Annotated in this window: 22 protein-coding genes and 1 pseudogene; 11 read left to right on the top strand and 12 right to left on the bottom strand. The window is 65.8% G+C overall.

Annotated elements, in window-relative coordinates; genetic code table 11:
• Positions 1 to 20 precede the first annotated feature (20 nt).
• Positions 21 to 473 (bottom strand): hypothetical protein, encoded by a 453-nt coding sequence (locus ACYCO6_RS17055; protein ID WP_459773123.1) that lies wholly within the window; start codon positions 471 to 473, stop codon positions 21 to 23.
• A gap of 928 nt (positions 474 to 1,401) precedes the next feature.
• The gene (locus ACYCO6_RS17050; protein WP_459773121.1) at positions 1,402 to 1,815 is read right to left on the bottom strand and encodes a thioesterase family protein; all 414 of its coding nucleotides are present in this window, start codon (positions 1,813 to 1,815) and stop codon (positions 1,402 to 1,404) included.
• A 241-nt stretch (positions 1,816 to 2,056) separates the two neighbouring features.
• Between ACYCO6_RS17050 and ACYCO6_RS17045 the strand changes: the two genes are divergently transcribed.
• On the top strand, positions 2,057 to 3,526 hold the full coding sequence (locus ACYCO6_RS17045; protein ID WP_459773119.1) for a short-chain fatty acid transporter: 1,470 nt from the start codon (positions 2,057 to 2,059) through the stop codon (positions 3,524 to 3,526).
• A gap of 564 nt (positions 3,527 to 4,090) precedes the next feature.
• On the opposite strand, the gene ACYCO6_RS17040 is transcribed toward ACYCO6_RS17045, so the two are convergent.
• Positions 4,091 to 4,318: a hypothetical protein gene (locus ACYCO6_RS17040; RefSeq protein ID WP_459773117.1), complete on the bottom strand. Its 228-nt coding sequence runs from the start codon at positions 4,316 to 4,318 to the stop codon at positions 4,091 to 4,093.
• A 434-nt stretch (positions 4,319 to 4,752) separates the two neighbouring features.
• On the opposite strand from ACYCO6_RS17040, the gene ACYCO6_RS17035 reads away from it, so the two are divergent.
• The gene (locus ACYCO6_RS17035; RefSeq protein ID WP_459773115.1) at positions 4,753 to 4,947 is read left to right on the top strand and encodes a hypothetical protein; all 195 of its coding nucleotides are present in this window, start codon (positions 4,753 to 4,755) and stop codon (positions 4,945 to 4,947) included.
• A 13-nt stretch (positions 4,948 to 4,960) separates the two neighbouring features.
• Here the strand turns inward: ACYCO6_RS17035 and ACYCO6_RS17030 are convergent.
• Positions 4,961 to 5,356, bottom strand: a pseudogene (locus ACYCO6_RS17030) (hypothetical protein).
• Positions 5,357 to 5,615: 259 nt separating this feature from the next.
• Between ACYCO6_RS17030 and ACYCO6_RS17025 the strand changes: the two are divergent.
• Positions 5,616 to 6,449, top strand: a complete 834-nt coding sequence (locus ACYCO6_RS17025; protein ID WP_459773114.1) for an outer membrane protein — start codon at positions 5,616 to 5,618, stop codon at positions 6,447 to 6,449.
• A gap of 881 nt (positions 6,450 to 7,330) precedes the next feature.
• On the top strand, positions 7,331 to 7,633 hold the full coding sequence (locus ACYCO6_RS17020) for a DUF6894 family protein (protein ID WP_459773111.1): 303 nt from the start codon (positions 7,331 to 7,333) through the stop codon (positions 7,631 to 7,633).
• Between the two features lie 403 nt (positions 7,634 to 8,036).
• Here ACYCO6_RS17020 and ACYCO6_RS17015 read toward each other — a convergent pair whose 3' ends face one another.
• A complete protein-coding gene (locus ACYCO6_RS17015) occupies positions 8,037 to 8,183 on the bottom strand; it encodes a hypothetical protein (protein WP_459773109.1) in 147 nt (48 codons plus the stop codon).
• A 115-nt stretch (positions 8,184 to 8,298) separates the two neighbouring features.
• Positions 8,299 to 8,688 carry a Flp family type IVb pilin gene (locus ACYCO6_RS17010; protein WP_459773108.1) on the bottom strand — a complete coding sequence of 130 codons (390 nt, stop codon included), beginning with the start codon at positions 8,686 to 8,688 and terminating at the stop codon, positions 8,299 to 8,301.
• A 497-nt stretch (positions 8,689 to 9,185) separates the two neighbouring features.
• On the opposite strand from ACYCO6_RS17010, the gene ACYCO6_RS17005 reads away from it, so the two are divergent.
• Positions 9,186 to 9,497, top strand: coding sequence for a hypothetical protein (locus tag ACYCO6_RS17005; RefSeq protein ID WP_459773107.1), 312 nt, complete (start codon positions 9,186 to 9,188; stop codon positions 9,495 to 9,497).
• A gap of 846 nt (positions 9,498 to 10,343) precedes the next feature.
• Positions 10,344 to 10,910 (top strand): lytic transglycosylase domain-containing protein, encoded by a 567-nt coding sequence (locus tag ACYCO6_RS17000; RefSeq protein WP_459773105.1) that lies wholly within the window; start codon positions 10,344 to 10,346, stop codon positions 10,908 to 10,910.
• A 739-nt stretch (positions 10,911 to 11,649) separates the two neighbouring features.
• Here the strand turns inward: ACYCO6_RS17000 and ACYCO6_RS16995 are convergent.
• A complete protein-coding gene (locus tag ACYCO6_RS16995; protein ID WP_459773103.1) occupies positions 11,650 to 11,871 on the bottom strand; it encodes a DUF6894 family protein in 222 nt (73 codons plus the stop codon).
• Between the two features lie 780 nt (positions 11,872 to 12,651).
• Entirely contained in the window at positions 12,652 to 12,897 is a 246-nt protein-coding gene (locus ACYCO6_RS16990) for a hypothetical protein (RefSeq protein WP_459773101.1), read from the bottom strand.
• Between the two features lie 251 nt (positions 12,898 to 13,148).
• Between ACYCO6_RS16990 and ACYCO6_RS16985 the strand changes: the two genes are divergently transcribed.
• Positions 13,149 to 14,336 (top strand): winged helix-turn-helix domain-containing protein, encoded by a 1,188-nt coding sequence (locus ACYCO6_RS16985; RefSeq protein WP_459773100.1) that lies wholly within the window; start codon positions 13,149 to 13,151, stop codon positions 14,334 to 14,336.
• A gap of 13 nt (positions 14,337 to 14,349) precedes the next feature.
• On the opposite strand, the gene ACYCO6_RS16980 is transcribed toward ACYCO6_RS16985, so the two are convergent.
• The gene (locus ACYCO6_RS16980; protein WP_459773098.1) at positions 14,350 to 15,246 is read right to left on the bottom strand and encodes a LysR substrate-binding domain-containing protein; all 897 of its coding nucleotides are present in this window, start codon (positions 15,244 to 15,246) and stop codon (positions 14,350 to 14,352) included.
• A gap of 108 nt (positions 15,247 to 15,354) precedes the next feature.
• Between ACYCO6_RS16980 and ACYCO6_RS16975 the strand changes: the two genes are divergently transcribed.
• Together ACYCO6_RS16975 and ACYCO6_RS16970 are read left to right on the top strand one after the other, a co-directional pair.
• Positions 15,355 to 16,062: an SDR family NAD(P)-dependent oxidoreductase gene (locus tag ACYCO6_RS16975; protein ID WP_459773097.1), complete on the top strand. Its 708-nt coding sequence runs from the start codon at positions 15,355 to 15,357 to the stop codon at positions 16,060 to 16,062.
• Positions 16,063 to 16,322: 260 nt separating this feature from the next.
• The gene (locus ACYCO6_RS16970) at positions 16,323 to 16,595 is read left to right on the top strand and encodes a hypothetical protein (protein ID WP_459773096.1); all 273 of its coding nucleotides are present in this window, start codon (positions 16,323 to 16,325) and stop codon (positions 16,593 to 16,595) included.
• 317 nt (positions 16,596 to 16,912) lie between these two features.
• On the opposite strand, the gene ACYCO6_RS16965 is transcribed toward ACYCO6_RS16970, so the two are convergent.
• The 3 genes from ACYCO6_RS16965 to ACYCO6_RS16955 form a co-directional block, all read right to left on the bottom strand.
• Positions 16,913 to 17,848, bottom strand: coding sequence for an NADP-dependent oxidoreductase (locus ACYCO6_RS16965; protein ID WP_459773606.1), 936 nt, complete (start codon positions 17,846 to 17,848; stop codon positions 16,913 to 16,915).
• Positions 17,849 to 17,937: 89 nt separating this feature from the next.
• Positions 17,938 to 18,378 (bottom strand): cupin domain-containing protein, encoded by a 441-nt coding sequence (locus tag ACYCO6_RS16960; protein WP_459773095.1) that lies wholly within the window; start codon positions 18,376 to 18,378, stop codon positions 17,938 to 17,940.
• Positions 18,379 to 18,671: 293 nt separating this feature from the next.
• Positions 18,672 to 19,313 (bottom strand): HD domain-containing protein, encoded by a 642-nt coding sequence (locus ACYCO6_RS16955; protein ID WP_459773605.1) that lies wholly within the window; start codon positions 19,311 to 19,313, stop codon positions 18,672 to 18,674.
• A gap of 388 nt (positions 19,314 to 19,701) precedes the next feature.
• Between ACYCO6_RS16955 and ACYCO6_RS16950 the strand changes: the two genes are divergently transcribed.
• Both ACYCO6_RS16950 and ACYCO6_RS16945 read left to right on the top strand, forming a co-directional pair.
• Positions 19,702 to 20,685: a GlxA family transcriptional regulator gene (locus tag ACYCO6_RS16950; RefSeq protein ID WP_459773093.1), complete on the top strand. Its 984-nt coding sequence runs from the start codon at positions 19,702 to 19,704 to the stop codon at positions 20,683 to 20,685.
• On the top strand, positions 20,682 to 21,038 hold the full coding sequence (locus ACYCO6_RS16945) for a hypothetical protein (RefSeq protein ID WP_459773092.1): 357 nt from the start codon (positions 20,682 to 20,684) through the stop codon (positions 21,036 to 21,038). The genes ACYCO6_RS16950 and ACYCO6_RS16945 overlap by 4 nt, the downstream gene beginning before the upstream one ends.
• Positions 21,039 to 21,061 lie beyond the last annotated feature (23 nt).

Here is a 21,061-nt window from a genome sequence, read left to right as displayed (position 1 = left end):
TCTTCACACGGTGGAGGGGCTCACAGGCATCCAACGCGCTTCAACGCGCCAATCAGCTTCCGCCCGATGCGATAACCATTCAATGCGTCGGCGCCGAGGATGCGGACAGTCTCGGTCGTGCCAGTCCGCTCATACAGAAAGACCTGATAGCTTGGCTCAAGTTGTCCGGGACTGAGGGTGCCCACTTGGCCGCAGAACTCGACCTCATGCCCGGTTTCTGTGGATATGCGCCTGATGTTGCGGAAGCGGATGATCAAGGCATCGGGAAACTCAGCCGCTACCCTTGCGCGCATCTCCGCTTCCGGTCGCGCACCCAGGGTCGGCGTGTCCGGCGTATCCGGCGCGTCCAATCCGAAGCCTTCCTGAGCGCATATGACGGACTGCGTGAGTAGGAGCGCTGCCAGAGCACCGAGAAGCGCCCTTCTCATTCGAGGTAACCCCTTCGCCTGCAGGTGCTCGGTGAGGAGCTTCACGAGAGGCCTCCTGGCACTGATCGACAGACACAGTGCCGGGACGAACTCTCCGGATCAACGCTGGCACCCGATTGATAGCCGTGCGGTCGGGATGCGCGCGAGGCGGGCAAGCCGCGAGGACATGGCCGCCCAGCATCCGCCCGCCGAGTCGTGGCACCACGACACGGCTCGATGTTCCGGATGCAGGTGCAACGACGGATGCAGACAAGCTTGCAGTCGCGGCCGCCCCATATCTCTTCGATGACTGCTCGGACCGAGAGGGCTGAGCTATGCCGAGGTGCAGGACGTGCGGGGCCCCGATCCAGAACACCGCCAGGATCTGCCAGGTCTGTGGCGCCCTGACGGGCGTGAGCATGCCATCGAGCGATGAGCCGATAGGATTCGGCTGGGTTCCGTTCATCGCTGCTCTGGGGATCTCGGTTGGCTATCTCCTGCTGGTGGATTGGCTTCTGCCTTAGCCCGAGGGGATCCCAGGGCGCCTTCGCATGCCCGCCGGATCGCCCCCCACGCCTGACGCCTTGGCCCTGGATCGAATGACGCGGCCGCGCGGTGAACAGTAGCCTCAACGCCTGTGCGGCACTCTACGCCCGACGCGTCCTGACACACCCCTCGTCCATGCCGATACCCGCCACACGCGGCACCGGCACTCCGCGATCCTGAGACGATGGGCTTTCCGCTCGTCCCGCCGACGATCCGCGCCCGCTCCGCCGAGGCGATGGCGCAGATCCCGCGCGCGCCTCAGCCTCCGCTCGTCCGTCTGCCGATCTCCCGGCCATAGGGTCGTTCGGCTGCAGTCACGCTTCCTGACGCGCGAACTGCAGCGCGTTGCCGCGGTTCAGCCGGCCTCCTTGAACAGCGAACCGTCGTTCGCAGTCCGCGCCTTCCACTCCGGTGGGGCGTTGACGTGAACCTGATCGTGCGTCCGAGGCTATACGCCTGCCGATGACGCGGGCCGCTTGGCGGCGAGTCGATTGCCGAGGCGCCCCAGGTCGACCACCATCCGCTCGTGCGTCCCAGCCCCGATCTGCTCTGCCTCATCCCAGGCCGCGACTCGGAAGTGGATATGACGTCCCGCCACGCCCACCACCTCGGCCTCTGCTCGCACGCGGTGCCCGACAGGTGTCGCCGCCGTATGGCTCACGTCGACCTTCGTTCCAACGGCGCTCTCGCCGGGATCGAGGAATTCGCGGACGGCGTTGAGAGCGGCGTTCTCCATGGTCAGGATCATCATCGGTGTGGCGAAGACGGGCGGCAGGATGTTGTCCTTGAACTGGCTCGCCAGATGTGGGGGACCGACCAGCATCGCGAAGCTGCCCTTTGCACCCAATGGGATGTTTTTCATGCGCTCTCTCCGGATCCGCGCCCGCCGAACGAGCGTGATCACCTGCGACATAGCGCAGAGCTGACGCATCGCAGGTGCTGGCGGTCCAGATCTGGCGCTTTGGACCGCCGGCCCTGCCTGGGCTTGCAACGATCACGTCGCTGTCATTGCGCCACCTGCAGCGGACTTTCCGTGCGCAAAGCCTTACGCCATTGCCCTCTTGCAAGGGCCGGCCGTGAGAGGCGGGCTCAGGGAAACGCTCATGAAAACGCTGCCGGCCGATACCAGCCGATCCTCAGGCACTCGATCGCCCGACGGACAAACCGATACGACCAGTTCTCTCGCGCGGCTCGGCATCCGGTTCACCGCCTGGGCCGAGAAGTGGTTCCCGGACGCCTTCATCTTCGTGGCGATCGCCGTGGTGATCGTGGCGCTCGGCGCCCTGGCGAACGGGGCTCCAGCGGCCTCCGTTGCCAAGACCTTCGGTGACGGCTTCTGGAGCCTCATCCCGTTCACGATGCAGATGACCTTCGTGACGATCGGCGGTTACGTCGTCGCCACCTCACCGCCGGTCCAGGCTCTCATCGACCGTCTCGCCAGGATCCCGCGGACGGGGCGCGGGGCGGTGGGCGTCGTGGCCGCGGCCACCATGCTGTCGTCTTTCCTGAGCTGGGGCCTCAGCCTGATCTTCGGCGGCCTGCTCGCTCGGGCGATGGCCCGCCGGACGGAGCTGCGCATGGACTATCGGGCCGCCGGTGCGGCGGCCTATCTCGGCCTCGGCGCGACCTGGGCGATGGGCCTGAGTTCCTCGGCCGCCCAGCTCCAAGCCAATCCGAAGAGCCTGCCGCCCAACGTCCTGCCGATCACCGGCGTGATCCCGTTCAGCGAGACGATCTTCCTCTGGCAGTCGATGCTGATCGCCGCGATCCTGTTCGTGATCTCGATCGTGATCGCCTATGCATCGGCCCCGACGCCGAAAGCCGCCGTTACCGCACAGGACCTCGGCGTCGACGTCTCAGCAGAGGAGGACAGGCTCGGCCAGCCGACTCAGCCCGGCGAGAAGCTGGAGCACTGGCCGCTCCTGAATATCCTCCTCGTCATCCTGGCCGGTGGCTGGATCTGGGAGGAATTCGCGCGGCAATCCTGGATCGCGGCGATCTCGAACCTGAACACCTATAACCTGCTGTTCATCACGCTAGGCCTGCTGCTGCACTGGCGGCCGAAGCGGTTCCTGGTGTCGGTGGCGAAGGCGGTGCCGGCGACCGCCGGCGTCTTGATCCAGTTCCCGCTCTACGCCTCGATCAGCGCGATCCTCACGGGTGCCAAAAACGCCTCGGGCCAGACCCTGTCTGAGGTGATCACTCATGCCTTCGTCAGCTTCAACACGACGAGCAGCTTCCCGCTCTCGATGGGCGTCTACTCGGCGGTGCTCGGCTTCTTCGTCCCCTCGGGAGGCGGCAAATGGCTTCTCGAAGCGCCCTACGTGATGCAGGCCGCGAACGAGCTGAAGGTGCATCTCGGCTGGGCCGTGATGGTCTACAATGCGGCGGAAGCGTTGCCCAACCTGATCAACCCGTTCTGGATGCTGCCGCTGCTCGGCATCCTCGGGCTGAAGGCGCGCGAGATCGTCGGCTTCAGCTTCCTGCAGCTCCTGATCCATCTGCCCGTGGTTCTGTTCCTGCTCTGGGCGCTGGCGTTCACGCTGACCTACCACCCGCCCGTCATGCCCTGAGATGTGATCAGCGGCCCAAAGGGGCCGTTCGGCTCCCCGGCACAGGCACCGCTGGGCCAGCGGCGAAGTCGTCAGCGGCACTTGCTGACGTCCTCCGCCTGCCGCGCACGGCGTCGCAGAGCATGCCGATCGCGGCGTGCCGGGCGCGCTTCGGCGTGCCGCAGGACGACCCGACCCCGGCCCCGCCAGCTACTCCGAGCAGCGCTCCGCAATGGCTCGCAGTATCGGCCTGGGCCAGCCGCGCCAGAAGACGGCTGCGAAATCCGCACGCCCGGTCGAGACCGCCGCCGAGGCCTCGGACGCGCCGGCGCAGGAAGGCCGCTTGAGGCGCTCGGCCCGACTGAGCTGGCGATGGCCGTGCCGTCCCTGCTACAGCGGTAGCTCCCCTTGCTGATGCGCCCGGGGTGTTCGCGACCCCCACGGCGCTGTTGCGGGCGGACACGCGGCGACAGGCGGTGTGCGGGCCAGTTCCCCGCGCACCGCCCGTGATGCCTCGGCCGGGCGGTCGCGTGAGGGTCGGCGTGGCGGGGGAACTGGACACCGCAAGCGCCGGCCCATGGCCTGTCACTGCAGCTGTCGCGTGACGGCGTTGGCGCGGATCCAGCCGGGCGCCAGGATGTCGCCGGCCTCGGTGATGATCCACGGCTTCGCATTCTCCGTCTGGATCGCCTTGGCCGCGGCGGCCAGGGCCGCGCGCAGGGTCGGGAAGCTTCGCGCGTCGGCCGTGCGGGCCGGGGCGTGGCCGGGCCAGAGGGTCAGTTCGGCGGGCCTGTCGAGGTCGGCGAGGGTCATGAATGCGCGTTGGTTGGTGGCGGGGCGGGGCTATGCCGAAGGCCTGCCGCGGCCGGTAGACGGTAGCGCGCCCGGTTCGTGAGCGGGCCATGCACGGCCACCTCTTGCCGGACGCGAGGCGAGACCTAGCCCCGGCCTACGACCTTGGCCCCCGGTCGCGGCACGCGCACCTCAACCATCTCTCCGGTCAGGGGATTGAGGATCAGCATGGCTGCGCGTCTCCGATGGGTGTGACGGGAGAACGTCGGCCGATGGCGGCGGGATCACGGCATCCGGTGCAATTGCGCACACGTGGTGAACGGTTCGTTCACCCTGCTCCCTGGCTCGTTACCGATCCCACAGCTGACCGCGAGGGTCGTCAGGCTGAGAGCACGGCCTAACTTAATCGGCAGCAGCCCCGGCGCGCGAGGGCGCGGAAGACAGGGAGAAGCGAGATGGCTGGCCACGGATCCGGTGAACGTGCGGCGCTCGATGCCGAGGTTGAAGCGACCCAGGCCACCATAGCGAAGCTCCGAGAGGCAGCCGAAGGCACGCCGCCCGGACACAGTTCGAGGGTTGCACTGAAGAAGGCAGAAGAGAAGCTTTCCGACTTGGTCAAGCAGCTGACCCGGCGTGACCAGACCGGCTGATGCGTTCTCACGCTTAAGGCCCGCCCAATAGGTCTCCGAGCGCCTTGCGCCGGAACAGCGTGCGCCAACCGTCTCCGTCGGTGCTCCGGCCGGTCGTAGATCATGTGGCGTCGCTGGCGGAAAGCCGCGAGGCTGGCGTCGGCGTTGTAGGCGGTGTCGTGGTCCCGATCTGCGGCTGCCAGCACCACCCGGGTAGAGCGCGCGGTCTGGAGGACGTCGACCCTGTCAGCCCCGAAGCGGATCCGTCTGCCCCGGCCATCGCGCCAGGTCGACGCGCCAGCATCCACCAGCGTCCATCGCCAGATGGTCGACAATCCGCCAGTACGGTCGTCCGCCCGAACCGGATCAGAGCCGAGAGCTGCGGCCAGTCGAGCGGAGCTGAGGGTCCCGTAAGGGCTCTACGGTGCAGGGGGCCCAGCCGGTTCAGCCTGTAGCCGATCGGCCACAACCGGCGTGCGCTGTGGTGGCAGCCTGCAACCAAAACGTCGCCGAGATGTTGGGGCACTCGGCCTCGTACAGCGCGATGTATTTCTCTGATTCAAATCATCTTCATAGATGATTTACTATATCAGCTTGCTCGTTCCCGCTCGGTGTGTCCGTAAAACTACAGCCATTTTGCTCAGAGGTCGGTAGTCATATCGCCAGATCGAAACTCTGGATCCGACGTGATGACCAAGCTCCTGGCCTCGCTGGCCGCTTTCACCGCTCTCACCGCCGCCGCCTCCGCGGCCGACCTGCCGCGCCGGGCTGCGCCCCCGCCGGTCTTCACCCCCGTCCCGGTCTTCACCTGGACCGGCGCCTACTTCGGTATCAACGCCGGCTACGCCTTCGACGCCAGCAACCGCAACACCGGCTCGGCCTTCGCCGTGCCCTTCCCCTACGCCGCTCCGGGCACCGTTGCGGTGTTCCGCGACCGCAGCCAGGACGGCTTCTCCGGCGGTGGCCAGATCGGCTACAACTGGCAGCTGACCCCGGGCTCGGGCGTGGTCATCGGCTTCGAGGCTGACGCCCAGTACCTCGACTTCGGCCGCAACCGGAACAACGCCTTCGTCAGCGGCGCGATCGCGCCCGGCTACTACGTCACCGACCCGCGCGGCCTATCGAGCCTCGACTTCTTCGGCACGGTGCGCGGCCGCCTCGGCTACGCCTTCGACCGCACCCTCGTGTACGGCACCGGCGGCTTCGCCTACGGCTCGGGCAGCGCCGACCGCTCCTTCGGCGGCTTTGCCGGCAACGACAGCTTCCGCACCGGCTGGGCCGTCGGCGGCGGCATCGAGTACGCGCTCCCGACCGACTCGTTCCTGAACTTCTTCCGCTCGTCCGCCGTGACGCTGAAGGTCGAAGGCCTGTACGTGAACCTCGACCGCAACACCCGCAATCAGGGTGCGTTCGTGATCAACGCCGCCAACAACTTCCCGGTCGTCTACAGCGGCGTCGGCCGCCGCAGCGACGAGTTCGCCGTCGTCCGCGCCGGCCTGAACTACAAGTTCGGCACGTACTAAGATCGGAGCGAGCTGCTCCCGGCCGCTGTGCCGGGAGATGCGGCGGCGGGCGAGGGGTGCTGGTCCTCCTCATCGCCCTCCGCCGCCGAAGAGCAGCCATCCGGCTGACCTTCGCATCCCCAGCCCGATCAAACTGGCCGCGAGGTCGGCGACACCCCGGGAGCGCCTGCTCCCGGGGTGTTTCTTCGTTCCGGGATCCGATCCAGGGCAGATCAGCCGATGGCCCAGACCAGCGGGAGCGCGCCGGCCAGGAACAGGGCTGAGGACAGGAGCACGGCGAGGCGCTCGCGATGGTAGAGGACGAAGGCGCGAGGGCTGACGAACATGGCGAGGCCGGATCGGAAGAGAACGCATGACACTCGCCCCCGAACCTTGACCGATCAGGGGCGCACTGCGCTGTCCACAAATGATCGTCGACTCGTGTCACCGGCGGGCCACATCCTTTTGGATGTGCTCAGGCGCACGTCGCAGACCCCACATCGAGCGTAGCCCTTTCTCGTGGCTGCCATCGCCCCCTCGGCGGCCCGATCCAGCGGCGCAGTGACTCGTCCGGGTTGCTGCGCCGTTGTCGTTGCAGGCTACCCGCAAAGCTGACGGCAGTCCCCGCGAGCGGTCTTCATCTGCCGGAGGCTGGCACGGCACGAGGTTTGTGAACCTCAAGGGGGCTGAATGTCGGAAAATCTCAGTCGAGGCCGCTCGCTGCTTCGCGGCAGCCTCGCGACGGCCGCGCCACGCCACCCGCCATAGCCCTGTGCCAGCGTGCCAGCGCAGCGTCGGCCCCGCTTCCCGCTCGTGACAGAGAGGTCAAACGGTGCAACACTCCCCCTGACAAAAAGAGGCACGGCGAAGCCCGAGCGATGAAGGGGGCGCGGAGGAAAACCGTGCCGCACTACTTCTTCGATGTCCAATCCCCGCGGGGGTTGGTCTGCTTGGACTACCAAGGGCTCGATTGCTCCGATGACAACGCTGCGCTGGTGCTTGCGCGCCACGGTGCGGGCTTCACGTCATCCCGCGATTGCGAGCGCAACCCGCAGCTTAAGAAATACCGCTTCGCCGTAGCTGACGCAGACCACAACCTGCTCTTCACGGTGCCCTTTACGGACCTGCTTCCCGACGAGGAGCCTCCTCCGACAGCCAGGAAGCGTCGTCCCGGCGGTTCGTCGAGGCGGACCGGGGACGCGTGAGACGGACGGGCTTGCGGAACTCCTCGGTGGCGGGACAGAAGGTCCAGCTCACCACCGACGGCGGCAGTCCCAAACGCCGGATGTCCAAGCCGCAGCGAGGTTTCTGCGTCTCGCCCTTGATCAAGCACATTAGCGCAGCGCTGGCCGTCTCGTAACAGCCGAGAAGATCCTGTTCGAAGATCACGGCGAAGCAACCCCGCTCGCCAATCCGGGTCCATTCGATACGAAACACCCCATGGGGTGTCTCGTAGAGCCAACAGCCACTCAGCATCGGCGCCTCCTCCCGTGTTTTCAGAGGAAACGATGACCTGATGGGTACGGATCCGGACTGAATGTCAGCCCGTTCGGTCGGCTGCGGTGCGCCACTTGCCCGGCGGCAGGTCCGGCCCAGACATTCGTGGGCTCACCCGGTGGAGCCGCTGGGCCCCGACCTCGGCCTCACGGTCACCAGCTCCACGATCCGCTCAACGGCCTTGTAGAGTGAGCCCTGCGGCTTGGCGCGGGTCAGCACCTCGATGCACTGCGTGCGCGGGCGACCGGCCTGCCTCAAGGACGCGCGCCTCCTCAGCCCAACGAACACACCTCGTCACACCGTCGTCCGCCCTCCGGCCCGCCGCGGGATCCAGAACGGTCGGTGAGGGCGACCCGCGTTAACGATTTGCCAATCATGCCGCTGCAGGTTGCCGCCCGCGACGAGAGCGCGAGTCCCGAACAGCAATCGGGCAGCACCGTCCAGGGGCACGAAGTGCGGCCTCGTCGTCACAGTCGCAGCAAGCCCGCTCCCGTGACCACGGGGCGGGCTTTGCTCGTCCAAGCCTTTGGGTGGACTGCCAGCGTAGCCTTGCTGTGCGCCGCAGCAGAACAGCCGCCGCGCATCGATCGACAGCGTGTTGATTCAGATCCCCGGCAAGTGCGCTGAATTTGCTGCTCAAACTACTGCCGACCGACCGAAGCGACCCAATGATTACCACAGTAATAAGCGCCGCGATCGTTCCGCACTCGATCGCTATTGCGCCACTTTCATCGAGGATGAGGGATTTGATGGTGTGCCGCACACTTCTACACCCCCCGGCTGCGGCACTCTGAAGAAACAATCTCAAACATAAACTAAATTCAACCGCAGATACAATCCAGCAAACGGCAAGGATAGATCAGAGGCACTCAAATTGGCGCACCAAGATTTCGTGCCCGAGTTGATTTTGAGCGTGGAAGTCGCTCCGCCATCGCCCCGAAGCGGGTGAAATGCCGCGCCAGCTTCGGCAGGCCGATGGGGCGAAGCAAGGCAGAAAGGTCCAAGCCGCCTGCTCTGGAACCGTTTGGCGCCCGCACGCGTCTCTGGAGTTCCCTTGACGCGTGCCCCACTTCGGCCCGCCCGGCTAAGCCGCGGCGGGCCTCCTTTTCCGCGATCCGATCGCTCGCACATACGTCGCTGCCGGCCTTCGCCCAAGGCGAGGCGACCCACATCGTGCCACAGCGGTCGCTCCGACACGGGGGCTATGATCGTCACGGCTCAGCGCGCAAACATAAAGGTAGCCCTCAGGATCTGACCATCGTGCGCGGCAGGGCTCTGATCGGAGAGCCCCGTCAGCAAGCCGACAGGCTCGGGCAGGAAGTGAGCCGAAGCCGTCGACGGGCAGAGGAGGCGCGCAAGCTCCTCGACGCCACGAAGCCGAAGAAGGGCGGCGCGCAGGAGATCTCAATCGTCAACGATTGTATCCAGCTTGGATTCGGTCAATTGCGCGGCCAGAGCTTGGCTGACTGCTTGCGCCGCTTTTCGCGGAACCATAACCGCAGCGTCTTTGCCGTCCGCAGCCCGGAAATGCAGGACGATTGTGTCGCCACCGTCGATACTTTCAGCCCGTGAGAAGCAGCGGGTCGACAGGATGGCGGGGACGGTATCGTTGCTCTGAGTCACGCATCCTCGCATCCAGCGTGCGTTTGGACCACCGTAACGGAGATTCGGCTCAAACGGTGGCACGTTCACGCTTTCGTGAAAGGCGGAGACCGCGCAGATCCCACGGGCAAACCGTACAATCGCCCTCCTTGCTTCTGACGCGCGCCTTTTCCCGTTTTTGGACTGCAAATCCTGCACATTCCGGCCGGATCAAGTCCGACAGACGAGCATGCCATCGGGTCTCACCAACAACTCAGGCATCATCGAGGTCCAGACCGTGTCCTCAGGATCATGAGTTCTCGGTCCTGAATATGCGAAACTTGCTCTGATTTCTGTGATGTTGCTGCAACGGCTGCCAGCGCGCCGGCTTCATCAATGCAGGCGACATTTCATTGTTGCCGGCGGAAGTTCGGCCGGAGTCGATCGAGGCGGATCTCCGCAGCGTTGCCGCCCGTTGCGCCGGACCTGACCTCGGTGTCGTTTGGCCGAAATCACTCTCGTGGTAGAGTTGCTCCGAAATCTGCCTGTTGTCATGACGATCACTCTCTGACAGCAGCCGGGACAGCGCTCGCCAAGGCAAGGATGCAGGATCTTTCGCCCATTGATCAGCGTGAGTTCTGGGCTCGAGCCCATCGCGCCGCCCTCCGCAGGCGTGCGCGGTCGATAGTTCGGAGAGGGAGTCGGTACGCCGTCCTCACGGGCGCGGTACTTCTGGGGACCGGGCTGACGGTTCTTCCTCCACAACTTGAACTCGCAGCGATACCGCCGAGCGCCGTTCAGGTACCGACGCCGCGGCCGCCCCACTTCGTCGCGATCATGTCCGCGGAAGGCGTCGCAGCCAATTTCATCCGGGCCAGCCTGAAGGCTGCGCGCGGGGAGGCAGCGATCCCAAAGTTCATCGGCACGCTCGAAGACACTTGGCTGAGCGCCTTCTACGGCGACAAACAGAGGCTGAAAGAATTCATCGAGCACACGGCTGCCGCCAGTGGCCTGCCGGCCGATTTCTTCCTGCGGCTCCTGAAGCAGGAGAGTGGGCTCGATCACCGCGCGGTCAGCCGTGCGGGGGCTCAGGGCGTCGCGCAGTTCATGCCTGCGACAGCAGCCGAGCGGGGCTTGGTTGATCCGTTCGATCCGTTTGAGGCCATACCGAAAGCGGCCGAGTTCCTGCGCGAGCAGCGCGCGGCGTTCGGCAGCCTGGGCTTGGCAGCGGCCGCCTACAATGCGGGCCCGCAGCGCATAAGAAACTGGCTCGCCGGGCGTTCACCGCTGCCGCAGGAGACCAGAGCCTACGTCGTAAAGATCACAGGTCGCTCGGCTGAGGACTGGCGACAAGGGGGCGATGTGCTCGCCATCGCTGAGCCGGTGATCCGGAATGGCTGGTGATCGCGACTGGAGAGCCACGACCTCCACCCGCGGCAGCCTCTCTCTCGACGTCACGCAGAACCATGGGCGGCCGAGGACGAAAACGGATTAGGCAAGGCGCTGCTGAGCCGATGGAAACGAGCAGCGCAGAGGCGGCGACGGCGCATCCCGGCAGAATCGCCGCAGGGCGGTCGGTGTCGGGACACGGGCTGACGCTGGAGAACACGCAGAGCGCCATCGCTGGCCGGGCCTTTCGCCTTGGCGGTCCGCAGCGAGCGAGCGTTATTTGCTCACTCCAACGGCGCCACCTTGAACTCTAAAGCCAGGACAAACACAGAATTGGAACAGCAATTTCAGCCAATATCGCTATAGCCAGCGCGATCAGAAGCAACTGGTCGGCGAACCCGACCATGCTCAATTCTACAGGCGGGAAAGACTCATCGAGCGGAACATTCAGATTTGAGCGCCCTTTGAAACACTGGGCTTGATGCACGCAATTGCGCATAGCAGTCCCTCGGATCATGAGAGGGTAGGACCCGAACGGTTCGGGTCCAGCTAAGCTTAGGAGTACAACCGCCGCTATTGTCTGTCTACCTTGCAGTGCACTCACAGAAATTGCATGCCTTCGCAGTGGCAACGAATCATGGCAGCGACTGCGGAAAACTACGTAATGATGGGAACCGTCAAGCTAGCCTTTGCGTCTATAGGGGTTTCGAAGCAGCCGCAGGCTTTGGGCCGCTCGATCTGGCCCCGAGGCGCGCTACTTCCTGATGGGTAATCGCGCGACCAATGACCCGGCAGCGTCTCGCACGACCAGGATCCAAGTCTCGCCCGGAACGGCTTCAGCGAGTTCATCAGCCATTTCGACGATCACGCTTCGAGCCTCTTCAAGAGCAGAACTCAAGTCATCGGCCTCAACGCCTTCTTCATCGCGGATCGTCTCTGCACCATTCTCGATGTCGAAGTAGAAGCGTTCTGCCACATCCGCCCCCTGAACGGCATCCGTTCGGGACGCGGTGCCGATTAGGCCACATGACCCCACGAAGTTTGCCGAGAAAGCAATCTGAACATCAGACGCCCCTCAACTGAAGCCCGGCACCCAAAAGAGGGTGTCCTATCCTAATTAGGACAATCGACATGCCGGCCGCTGAAGACGACGCAAACCCGAAAGTTCTCAACCAGAGCTTGCAGCGGAAGGAGAGAATACACGCACACATAAAGCGCTTACTATCCAGAGCGATGACGGCCGCGTCGAAGCCGAATGACGGCACGAAGCCCTGAGGGCGCGGATCGCGTCGACGTAAGCAGGTCATGCGGGGCGCCGGGAGTGACGTGACGGACCACAGAAGAGCAGGTGTCGAGTCTCCGCCCGCCTGCGTGAGCTACGACAGCTCGCCTCCAGTGCCTCGTCCGCGAGGCGGCGGAAGTCCGGTCATTCGCTCGTTCCGCTCGGCAACGGCGCCTTGCCGTCTCCGCCCTGACCTACCCCGACACCGAGCGACACATTCACGGCGCCAGTCGTGTCGGCCCTTGCCTTGGTCTCGCTCAAGGCGTGCTGCGGCGCTGTCGCCCATTCACCGCCCGCCTCTCGGCGGCAACGTGCAAGACGCCATCGGAGCGCAAGTCCGGCCCCTGTTGCGCGGCATCGCCGCCGCGCTTACGCCCCAGGTGACGGTGTGATCGGGCCGTTCACTACAATCGAGGCTTCGACCCCTACGACGTGGACCATGGCGGGGCACAGGTCTGTCGGTATCGGACCTCGTCACTCCTCGAGGTTCCGCGCGCTCTCCACCTGCATCGCGGGTTCGAACCGCCCGATGAAGCGGCCGCGATCCCACAATTCTACGCTACGCTCGTCGGTCATGCCCCGCGCAGTGGCGATCGCTTCGGCATCGTCATAGGATTGAATAGCCTCCGCTCCATCGATGCGGTCTTCACCACCCAACCAATACACCCGGTAGCGGGCACCCTGCCTGGCTTCATCGCCGATCTGCGCGCAAACGGTCATGGTTGTGCTCCGAAAGCGGCTGCCCTCTTGCTGCCGAATCGGCCAAACTGCCGACGATGCGCTGATCCTGTGACGTGGAATCCTCTGCAGAAACAACCTGAATCAAGAGGGCGCACAATTTTCAGTTGTTGCGCTGCGAAACAAGCGGTCGAGCTCCGGCCACGTCTGTGGGCTGGTGGCGCATGCCGGAGTCGTCCTGTCATCCAACCGGGCTCGGACCTGCGCACGATCGCCCGCATACGCCCGGGAGAATGATCCTGACGGTGGAATTGTCGAATGCGGAGGCACGCCGCATCGCGCTCGATGCCCAGGGTTTCGGTACGCGGTCTCGCCCGGCCGACGTCGGCGCAGTGCGGATGCGCCGTGAGATCGGGCGCCTGGGCCTTCTCCAGATCGACAGTGTGAACGTCCTGGTCCGTGCCCACTACATGCCGCTGTTCTCGCGCCTGGGCCCGTACGACCGCGGCACTCTCGACGCCCTGGCGGTCGCCACCTCGAAGGCGTTCTTCGAGTACTGGGGGCACGAGGCGTCGCTCCTGCCGATCGACTGCCAGCCCCTGCTGCGATGGCGCATGGCCCGCGCCCTCCGAGGCCAAGGCATCTGGCGGCGACTCGAGCCGTTCGCAGGGGAGCGGCGCGCGGAGGCCGACGCCCTGCTCGCCCGCATCGAACGGGACGGAGCGCTGGCGGCCTCCGATGTGGCCGGCGGCAGGGCGGCGAAGGGCATGTGGGTGTGGAGTTCCGCCAAGCATGCGCTCGAATGGCTGTTCTGGGCGGGCCTGGTCGCTTCGACGCATCGCCGGGGCAGTTTCGAACGCGTGTACGACTTGCCCGAGCGGGTTCTGCCTGGCGCCATCCTTCGCCGGCCTACGCCGGACGGCGTGGATGCCCGGCGGGAGCTCGTCGCGCGCTCGGCGAAGGCGCTCGGCGTGGCGACGGCGCACGACCTGCGCGACTACTTCCGCATCGCCCCCTCGGACGCCCGGCTGCCCATCGACCAGCTCGTCGAGGCGGGAACCCTCGTTCCCGCGCGCGTCCGCGGATGGCGGCAGCAGGCCTACCTGCACAAGGACGCCCGGGCCGGCCGCGGGCACCAAGGCGCGGCGCTTCTGTCGCCGTTCGATCCGGTCGTCTGGCATCGTCCGCGGATCGAGAGGCTGTTCGGGTTCAGGTACCGCCTCGAGATCTATACGCCCGCCCACAAGCGCGAGCACAGCTACTACGTGCTGCCGTTCCTGCTAGACGGTGCGCTCGTGGCCCGAATCGACTTGAAGGCGGACCGCAAGGCCGGCGCGCTGATCGTCCAGCGCGCCCACATCGAGCCGGGCGCGCCGTCCTGCACGGCGGGGCGACTGCTCGCGGAGTTGCGCTCGCTGGCATCCTGGCTCGGCCTGGCCAGCGTCGCCTTGACGCCGGCCGTCGGCCTGCAGAGCCCGTAGGGCCGCGCCGACGTCAGCCGTTCACCGTCGCGTGTGCGGCCAGGTGGTCGACGAAGGCGCGGATGCGCAGCGCCAGCCGGGCGTGCCCGACAAAGAGGGCGTGGATCTCCTCGGCATCCCCGGGATTGAACGCGTCCAGCACCGGTACGAGACGGCCGGCGGCGATGTCCGCGGACACGTGGAACCGGCCGAACCGCGCGATGCCGGCGCCGCCCAGCGCCATCAGGCGCACGACCTCGCCGGAATTGCCAAAGAAATTGCCCTGGATCGGGCGCTGGCTGACGCCGGCGCCGACGCGGAACGGCCACGTGTCGACGGAGCGCCGGAAGCTGAAGTTCAGGCAGTTGTGCCCGGTCAGGTCATCCGGGTGCTCGGGCGCCCCATGCACCGCCAGGTAGGCAGGCGACGCCACCACGACCATCCGGCTGGATCCGAGCCGGCGGGCTCGCAGACGGGTGTCGCGTAGCGGGCCCACGCGGATCGCGACGTCGGCCTGGGTTGCAGCGAGGTCGATCACCTCGTCGGTCAGCGCCAGATCGACGCTCATCCGCGGATGCTCGGCGAGGAAGCGCGGCAGGATCGGCAGGACGACATGCGTGCCGAACGGGACCGAGGCGCTCACCCGGAGCCGGCCACTCGGCACGGCCGCATCGTCCGTGAGGCCGCGCTCGAGCGCCTCGAGGTCCGCCATGAGCTCGGCCGCTTGATCGCGGTACCTCTCTCCCTCCGGCGTGAGGGTCAGGGCGCGGGTGGTCCGCCGGAGCAGGGCGACGCCCAGGCGTGCTTCAAGGCGCGCCACCGACCGGCTGACCGCCGACGGTGTCTGACGCAGGGCTTTTGCCGCCGCAGCGAAACTGCTGCGACGCGCGACCTGAAGGAATGCCTCCATCTCGCCCAGCCGGTTGTCCATGGGCCGCCTCATTCGTGCTTTCGAGGCACGACCGTCGTGCTCAGGTGCGCTCTATTCACCAATCACCGCCGGGTCCATCTCCTTCGGACGAGGGACAAGGAGGTCACCATGGATCTGCGGCTCAGAGGACGAAGCGCTCTGGTCACCGGCTCGACCGCCGGGATCGGCCTCGCGATCGCGAAGCGTCTGGCCGTCGAGGGGGCGGAGGTGGTCGTCACGGGGCGACAACAGGTCAAGCTCGATGCCGCCGTGGCGGAGATCCGCGAGGTCGGACCGGTGCGGGGCATCCTGGCCGATGCCGGCACGGCCGGCGGAGCCGCGACGCTGGCCAGAGAGGCGCCCGAGGTCGACATCCTGGTCAACAATCTCGGAATCTACGAATCCAAGGACTTCGCTGCGATCACGGATGCGGACTGGCACCGCCTGTTCGAGATCAACGTCGTGTCCGGCACCCGCTTGGCGCAGGCCTATTTCCCCGGCATGCGCGAGCGCGGCTGGGGACGCATCGTGTTCGTCTCGAGCGAATCCGGCCTCGTGCCACCGACCGACATGATCCACTACGCGGTCACGAAGTCCGCCCAGCTGACGATCGCGCGCGGGCTGGCGCAACTGACGAAGGGCAGCGCCGTCACGGTGAACACGGTGATGCCGGGCCCCACCCGCTCCGAGGGGATCGCCGACTTCCTGAAGAGCGTCGCCTCGAGCCCGGACCTTTCGCCGGAGGCGATGGAGGCGGAGTTCTTCCGCGTGCACCGGCCGCTGTCCCTGATCCAGCGCATGATCGAGCCGGACGAGATCGCCTCGATGGTCGCCTGATCGCCCGAGCGTCCTCGCGGGCAACTCTGCAGACCTCGCATCCGTGCCGTCGGAAAGTTCTCGATCGACTGAATGCGGTTCATGTAAGGTTCATCATCCGCATTCCAGCGCTCGATCCGAGAATTCCGCTGCCACTGATCAAGATGAAGAAACGTCAAGGAGGGGAGTTCCACTAAATTTCGTGTCCTGTCCCCTTTTAGGCCGCGAACCACCGCTTACATTTGCGTTGCGGTTACGATGCCGCAAAGGGAATGAATACGATGGTGAAGCGTGTCGCTATGGCCGCTATGGCGGCAAGTGCCCTCATGGTCGCCAGCCAGGCGGCCGAGGCGAAGGGCTGTATCAAGGGTGCCATCGTCGGCGGCATCGCCGGACACTACGCCGGGCACGGCGTGCTCGGCGCGGTCGGCGGCTGCGTGGCTGGTCGCGTCCTAGCCAACCGGCAGGCTCAGCCTCAGCAGACCGCCCCCTCCGTGACCGGCAACGGTGCGATGCGTCCGGGCCAGGGGGCGGGTGGCTACGTCAGCCACTGAAGTCGGACCGGCACCGCGTCACCGCGCGGTGCCCCTTACCCGCCATCGGTTTCCGGACCTCCGATACCGGGCTCCGGATCGAGACCGAGTAAGCGATCCGTGCAAGACAACCCAACGGCTTCGCGGAACGATAGCCCTGCTGGGAAGATGACTGACCCCGATCACCGGAGCGCTCGATGACGATCGCGATGGGGTCGGCGCCGATCTCGCGCACAGCTTTCGTTCAGGACGCCAATCCTTTCCCTGACCGGCGCCATGCCGCCGGCCGGCGCAGCCAGGGAACAACCGCAAGCTGCATAAGCGCGCTTGCCGACAGTTCAGCCCGGCCGTACCGCAAGGACGATCTTGCCCATGGGCGCAGCTTGCTCTCCTTCGAGCATGAGGTGGGCTTCGCGTGCCCTCGCGAGCGGGAGGATCGCCCCAATCCGCGTCCTGAGTTGATCGCCGTCGATGAGGGCGGCCAACGCGAAGAGATGCTCGCTCGTGACGCGCACGAGGAAGAATTCAGCGCTAACCTCGCGCTCCTCCGCACGCGCCCTGTCGGGCTGCGAGACTGCAGACACCAGCCGGCCGCCTCGGCGCAACACATTGAACGAGCGGGTTTGCGTCTCGCCTCCGACGAGGTCGAGCACGGCGTCGACCGCCTGCACCTCGTCCTCGAACCGTCGCGCGCGGTAGTCCACCACTTGGTTGGCGCCGAGTGACCGAACATACGCGAGATCGTCAGTACCGGCCGTCGCGATCGTGTGGAGGCCGGCTCGATGGGCAAGCTGCACGGCATAGGCCCCCACGTTGCCGGCCGCGCCATGGATGAGCACGGTCTGGCCCGATTGGAGCCGGGCGTGCTCGAACAATCCCTGCCAGGCCGTGACCCCGATCACCGGCACCGACGCCGCCCGCTCGTGCGTGAGCGAGCGCGGCTTCCTGGCCAGCATCGCGGCGGAGGCGACGGCGTACTCGGCATAGGCGCCCACGAACCTGGGGTTCGTCACGCCGAAGACTTCGTCGCCCGCAACGAACTCGGTCACACCGGGGCCGACGGCGACGACGACGCCCGAGAGATCCGAGCCCAAGGTCAGGGGCAGAGGCTGCGGCAGGACGCTCCGTCCGGCTCTGATCCAGCCATCCCAGGGGCCGACGCCTGCAGCATGCACTCTGACGAGAACCTCACCCATGCCCGGATCGGGCCGAGGCACGGGCTCGAAGCTCATCACCGTCGGCGGGCCGAACGCGTGCACCCGCCACGCCATCATCGTTGCATGGTCCGTATCGCCGTCCGAAACCCCGGGTGCCATGCCGCGCTCCTTCTCTCTCCGGTTGCCCCCGTGCTCGCGGCCCGGATCTACGGCGTTGTCGCCGCTGCCGGATCGGGAACGGTCAGCGGCTTGTCCTGAGCATCGACCACGAACACGGCCAGCATGCTGGCGGCCTCACTGTCGCTCGCGTTCTCGCTCACCCGGTGATGGGCACCGGGCTCCTCGTAAAAGCCTTCGCCGGCGCGATAGACTTTGGCAGCCTCATCGCCCACGCGGCTGCGAATCGCGCCAGTCAGGACGTGCGCGTAGATGAAGGCCGAGGGGGCATGACGATGTGCCGGCGACTTGGCACCGGGCGGATAGGTCACGACGACGGCGACGAGGTTCTTGCCTGGAACGTTGGGGATCGCGTGGGCGAAGACCGGCTTTGCCGTCTCACGCTCGTGCGCCTGCCCGGGTGGCAAACCGAGGGATGCCAATGCCACGACCGACGCGATTGCGGTGGTCCTGGCGGAGTTGCGGCTCATCCCTGATGCCATCAGACACTCCCGATCATCCGTAATGGTTCAGCTTGTCGAGACGTTCTTGGAGCTGCTTTCCACCTGCTACCGAAGCATCGGACCCGCCAGGCTGCCACGCGTCGCCGAATCGGGCGAGACCACAGCAGTTCATGGCGTCTCCGATCGCGCGCAACTCCCCGCGGCTCAGGAATCTTCGCTCGCGTATCGATGTTGGCGCACTCAGTGCAGCAGGCTCTGGATCGCTCCCGACACTGTCGAGACGGGGTTCGGCCCCGCTGGTCCGGGCCGGCCAATCAAGCTCAATGCGGCCAGGGTGAGCCGAGGATGATGCTGCAGAAGTTCATCCGCGTGTAGCTTGGATCCTTGAGCGCCAGCACGTCCGCCTTGACGTTGCCGAAGGTCGTGTCCGGCTTCCTGATCGTTCCTTGAGCAAAGTGGTCGATGACCGCTTCCTTGAAGTTGCGCTCACGCGGATGATGCGCGCAAACATGATCCCGCTGCTCGTGCGTGAAATCCTGGTACGCGATGCCGAGTACGTCCATTTCGACCCCGGCCGTCACCAGGGCGATGGTCGGACGCATGTGTTCCGGAACGCCCGGCGTGGTGTGCAGGGCGATAGCCGTCCAGACGTCCTCGACGTCACGCTCCGGAACGCCGTAGCTCTTCAGGAAGTCGCGGGCGGCGTTAGCTCCATCAACCTCGAAGCGCAGGTCCTTGCTCGCGTAGGCGTCGGTCAGCCCCATGTCGTGGAACATTGCGCCGATGTAGAGCAACTCGAGATCGTACTTCAGCTTCCGGCGGTCTCCGGTCAGCGCGCCCCAGAAGAAGACCCGGCGGCTGTGGTTGTAGAGCAGATCATCTTCAGTATCGCGAACCAACTGTGTCGCGGCCCGGGCCATCGCGCTGTCGGGTACGCGTATGCCCGCAACAATTTCCGGCAGGTGCAGATTATCGGTCATTGTCGTCGCTCCCATGGTGATCGGTTCGATTACAGCGGTGAGACGCGAGCGGATCGCTGGCCGGGAAGCTGCCGGGGGGCGCTCGGTCGCGCTAGTATCCGGATGGCCAATCAAAGCCGCCGAACAGGTACAGTCGCACGCGTCCACAGATTGCGAGAGCTTCTCGGACGAGACGCCCCCCTACCTGCTTTGGAACACCGCACGCCTCTTCTGAAAGATAGAGATTTTATTCGAGCGAATATTTGGCTGCCGGTTTGCTCAGCGCAACAGGGCAGAGTATTCGATCTCTGCCAACCATACCGGCTTTTCCGCCAAGCGGTCGCAGCGCCATGACGGGCGGTGCTACACATCTGCGATCTCGGAGGTGGCAATGCCCGACCGTAGTGTCGCAATCGTGATCCATGCCGGTGTCCAGGCGCTCGACGTCGCAGGCCCGGTGGACGTCTTCGCCGAGGCGAACGGCCTTGTGGACGGGAATGGCCGCTACCGGACCGTGCTGGTGGCGCGGACGCGTGCGCCCATCACCGCATCGAACGGCATGCGCCTGCTTGCCGATCTCAGCTTCGAGGAGGCGCAGCAGCCCTTCTCGATCGTACTCGTGGCTGGTGGACCCGAGCTTCCGGCGTCGCCGCCTGACGCGGAACTCTCAACTTGGCTGAGGACGGCCGCCGCCCGTGCGGACCTTTACGGCTCGATCTGCACCGGCGCCTTCGCGCTCGGCCATGCCGGGCTCCTCGACGGCCGGGCAGCGACGACCCACTGGCAGATCGCCCAACATCTCGCCGCCCTCTTTCCGCGGGCCAAGATCGATCCCGACAGGATCTACCTGCGCGACGGCGGCCTCATCACGTCCGCCGGCGTCACGGCGGGGATTGATCTCGCTCTGGCTCTGGTTGCGGAGGACCACGGCGCTGCGGTCGCGCAGGCCGTCGCCAAGCGACTGCTGGTCATCGCCCAGCGACAGGGCGGTCAGTCACAATTCAGTCCCTTCCTGATGGCCCCGGTCGGCGCGGATTCACCGCTCGCCCGAGTGCAGCAATATGTGCTGGAGCATCTCGGGGAGGCGCTCACTGTCAAACAGCTCGCCGCCGTCGCGCAGACCAGCGAGCGAACGTTGTGGCGACTGTTCAAGGACGCTGGCCTGACGCCGCACGACTTCGTGGAGGGAGCGCGGGTGGACGTGGCGCGCAATCTGTTGGAGGGCAGCGAGATCCCACTGAAGACCGTCGCCTACGATTGCGGCTTCGGTAATCCCGAACGGATGCGCGCGGTCTTCTGCCGACGGCTGGGTCTCTCGCCCGCGCAATACCGCGATAGCTTCCGCATGCGAACAGGCAGGTTCAACGCCGCTTGATCGGCGATGAAGAGCGCCGGATTCCCTGTCAGGAGCCGGCGGCGCGTGCAGCCAAGCGGGATCACGACAAAGTTCGTAGAAGATCACGACGCCGTTGCAATCGCGCCAGCCAAAGCACCGGTTGCTATCAGGCGCATATGATTGAGCTTCCCAAGCGCGTCGACTCGGCGACCGGGGCAATTTCAGACTGCGGGTTTGTGCGCCAAGAACATGCTCTCAGAGCGCTGTTGGACGGTGCAGCCATACTCTGTTCCGGTCTCACCCCAGTTGAGCAAATCGCCTCGGCCAAAGCGTTCGCCGCTGCCGCGCCACCTGCCCCAGCCCTGCCGATTTGGCAGAAAATGCAGGCGTGATGGCGGCGATTGGACGGTCCGAC

It is taken from the genome of Methylobacterium sp. CM6257 (assembly GCF_054611515.1).
The sequence above is the reverse complement of the archived record's forward strand: the minus strand, read 5'-3'. Positions and strand labels throughout refer to the sequence as shown.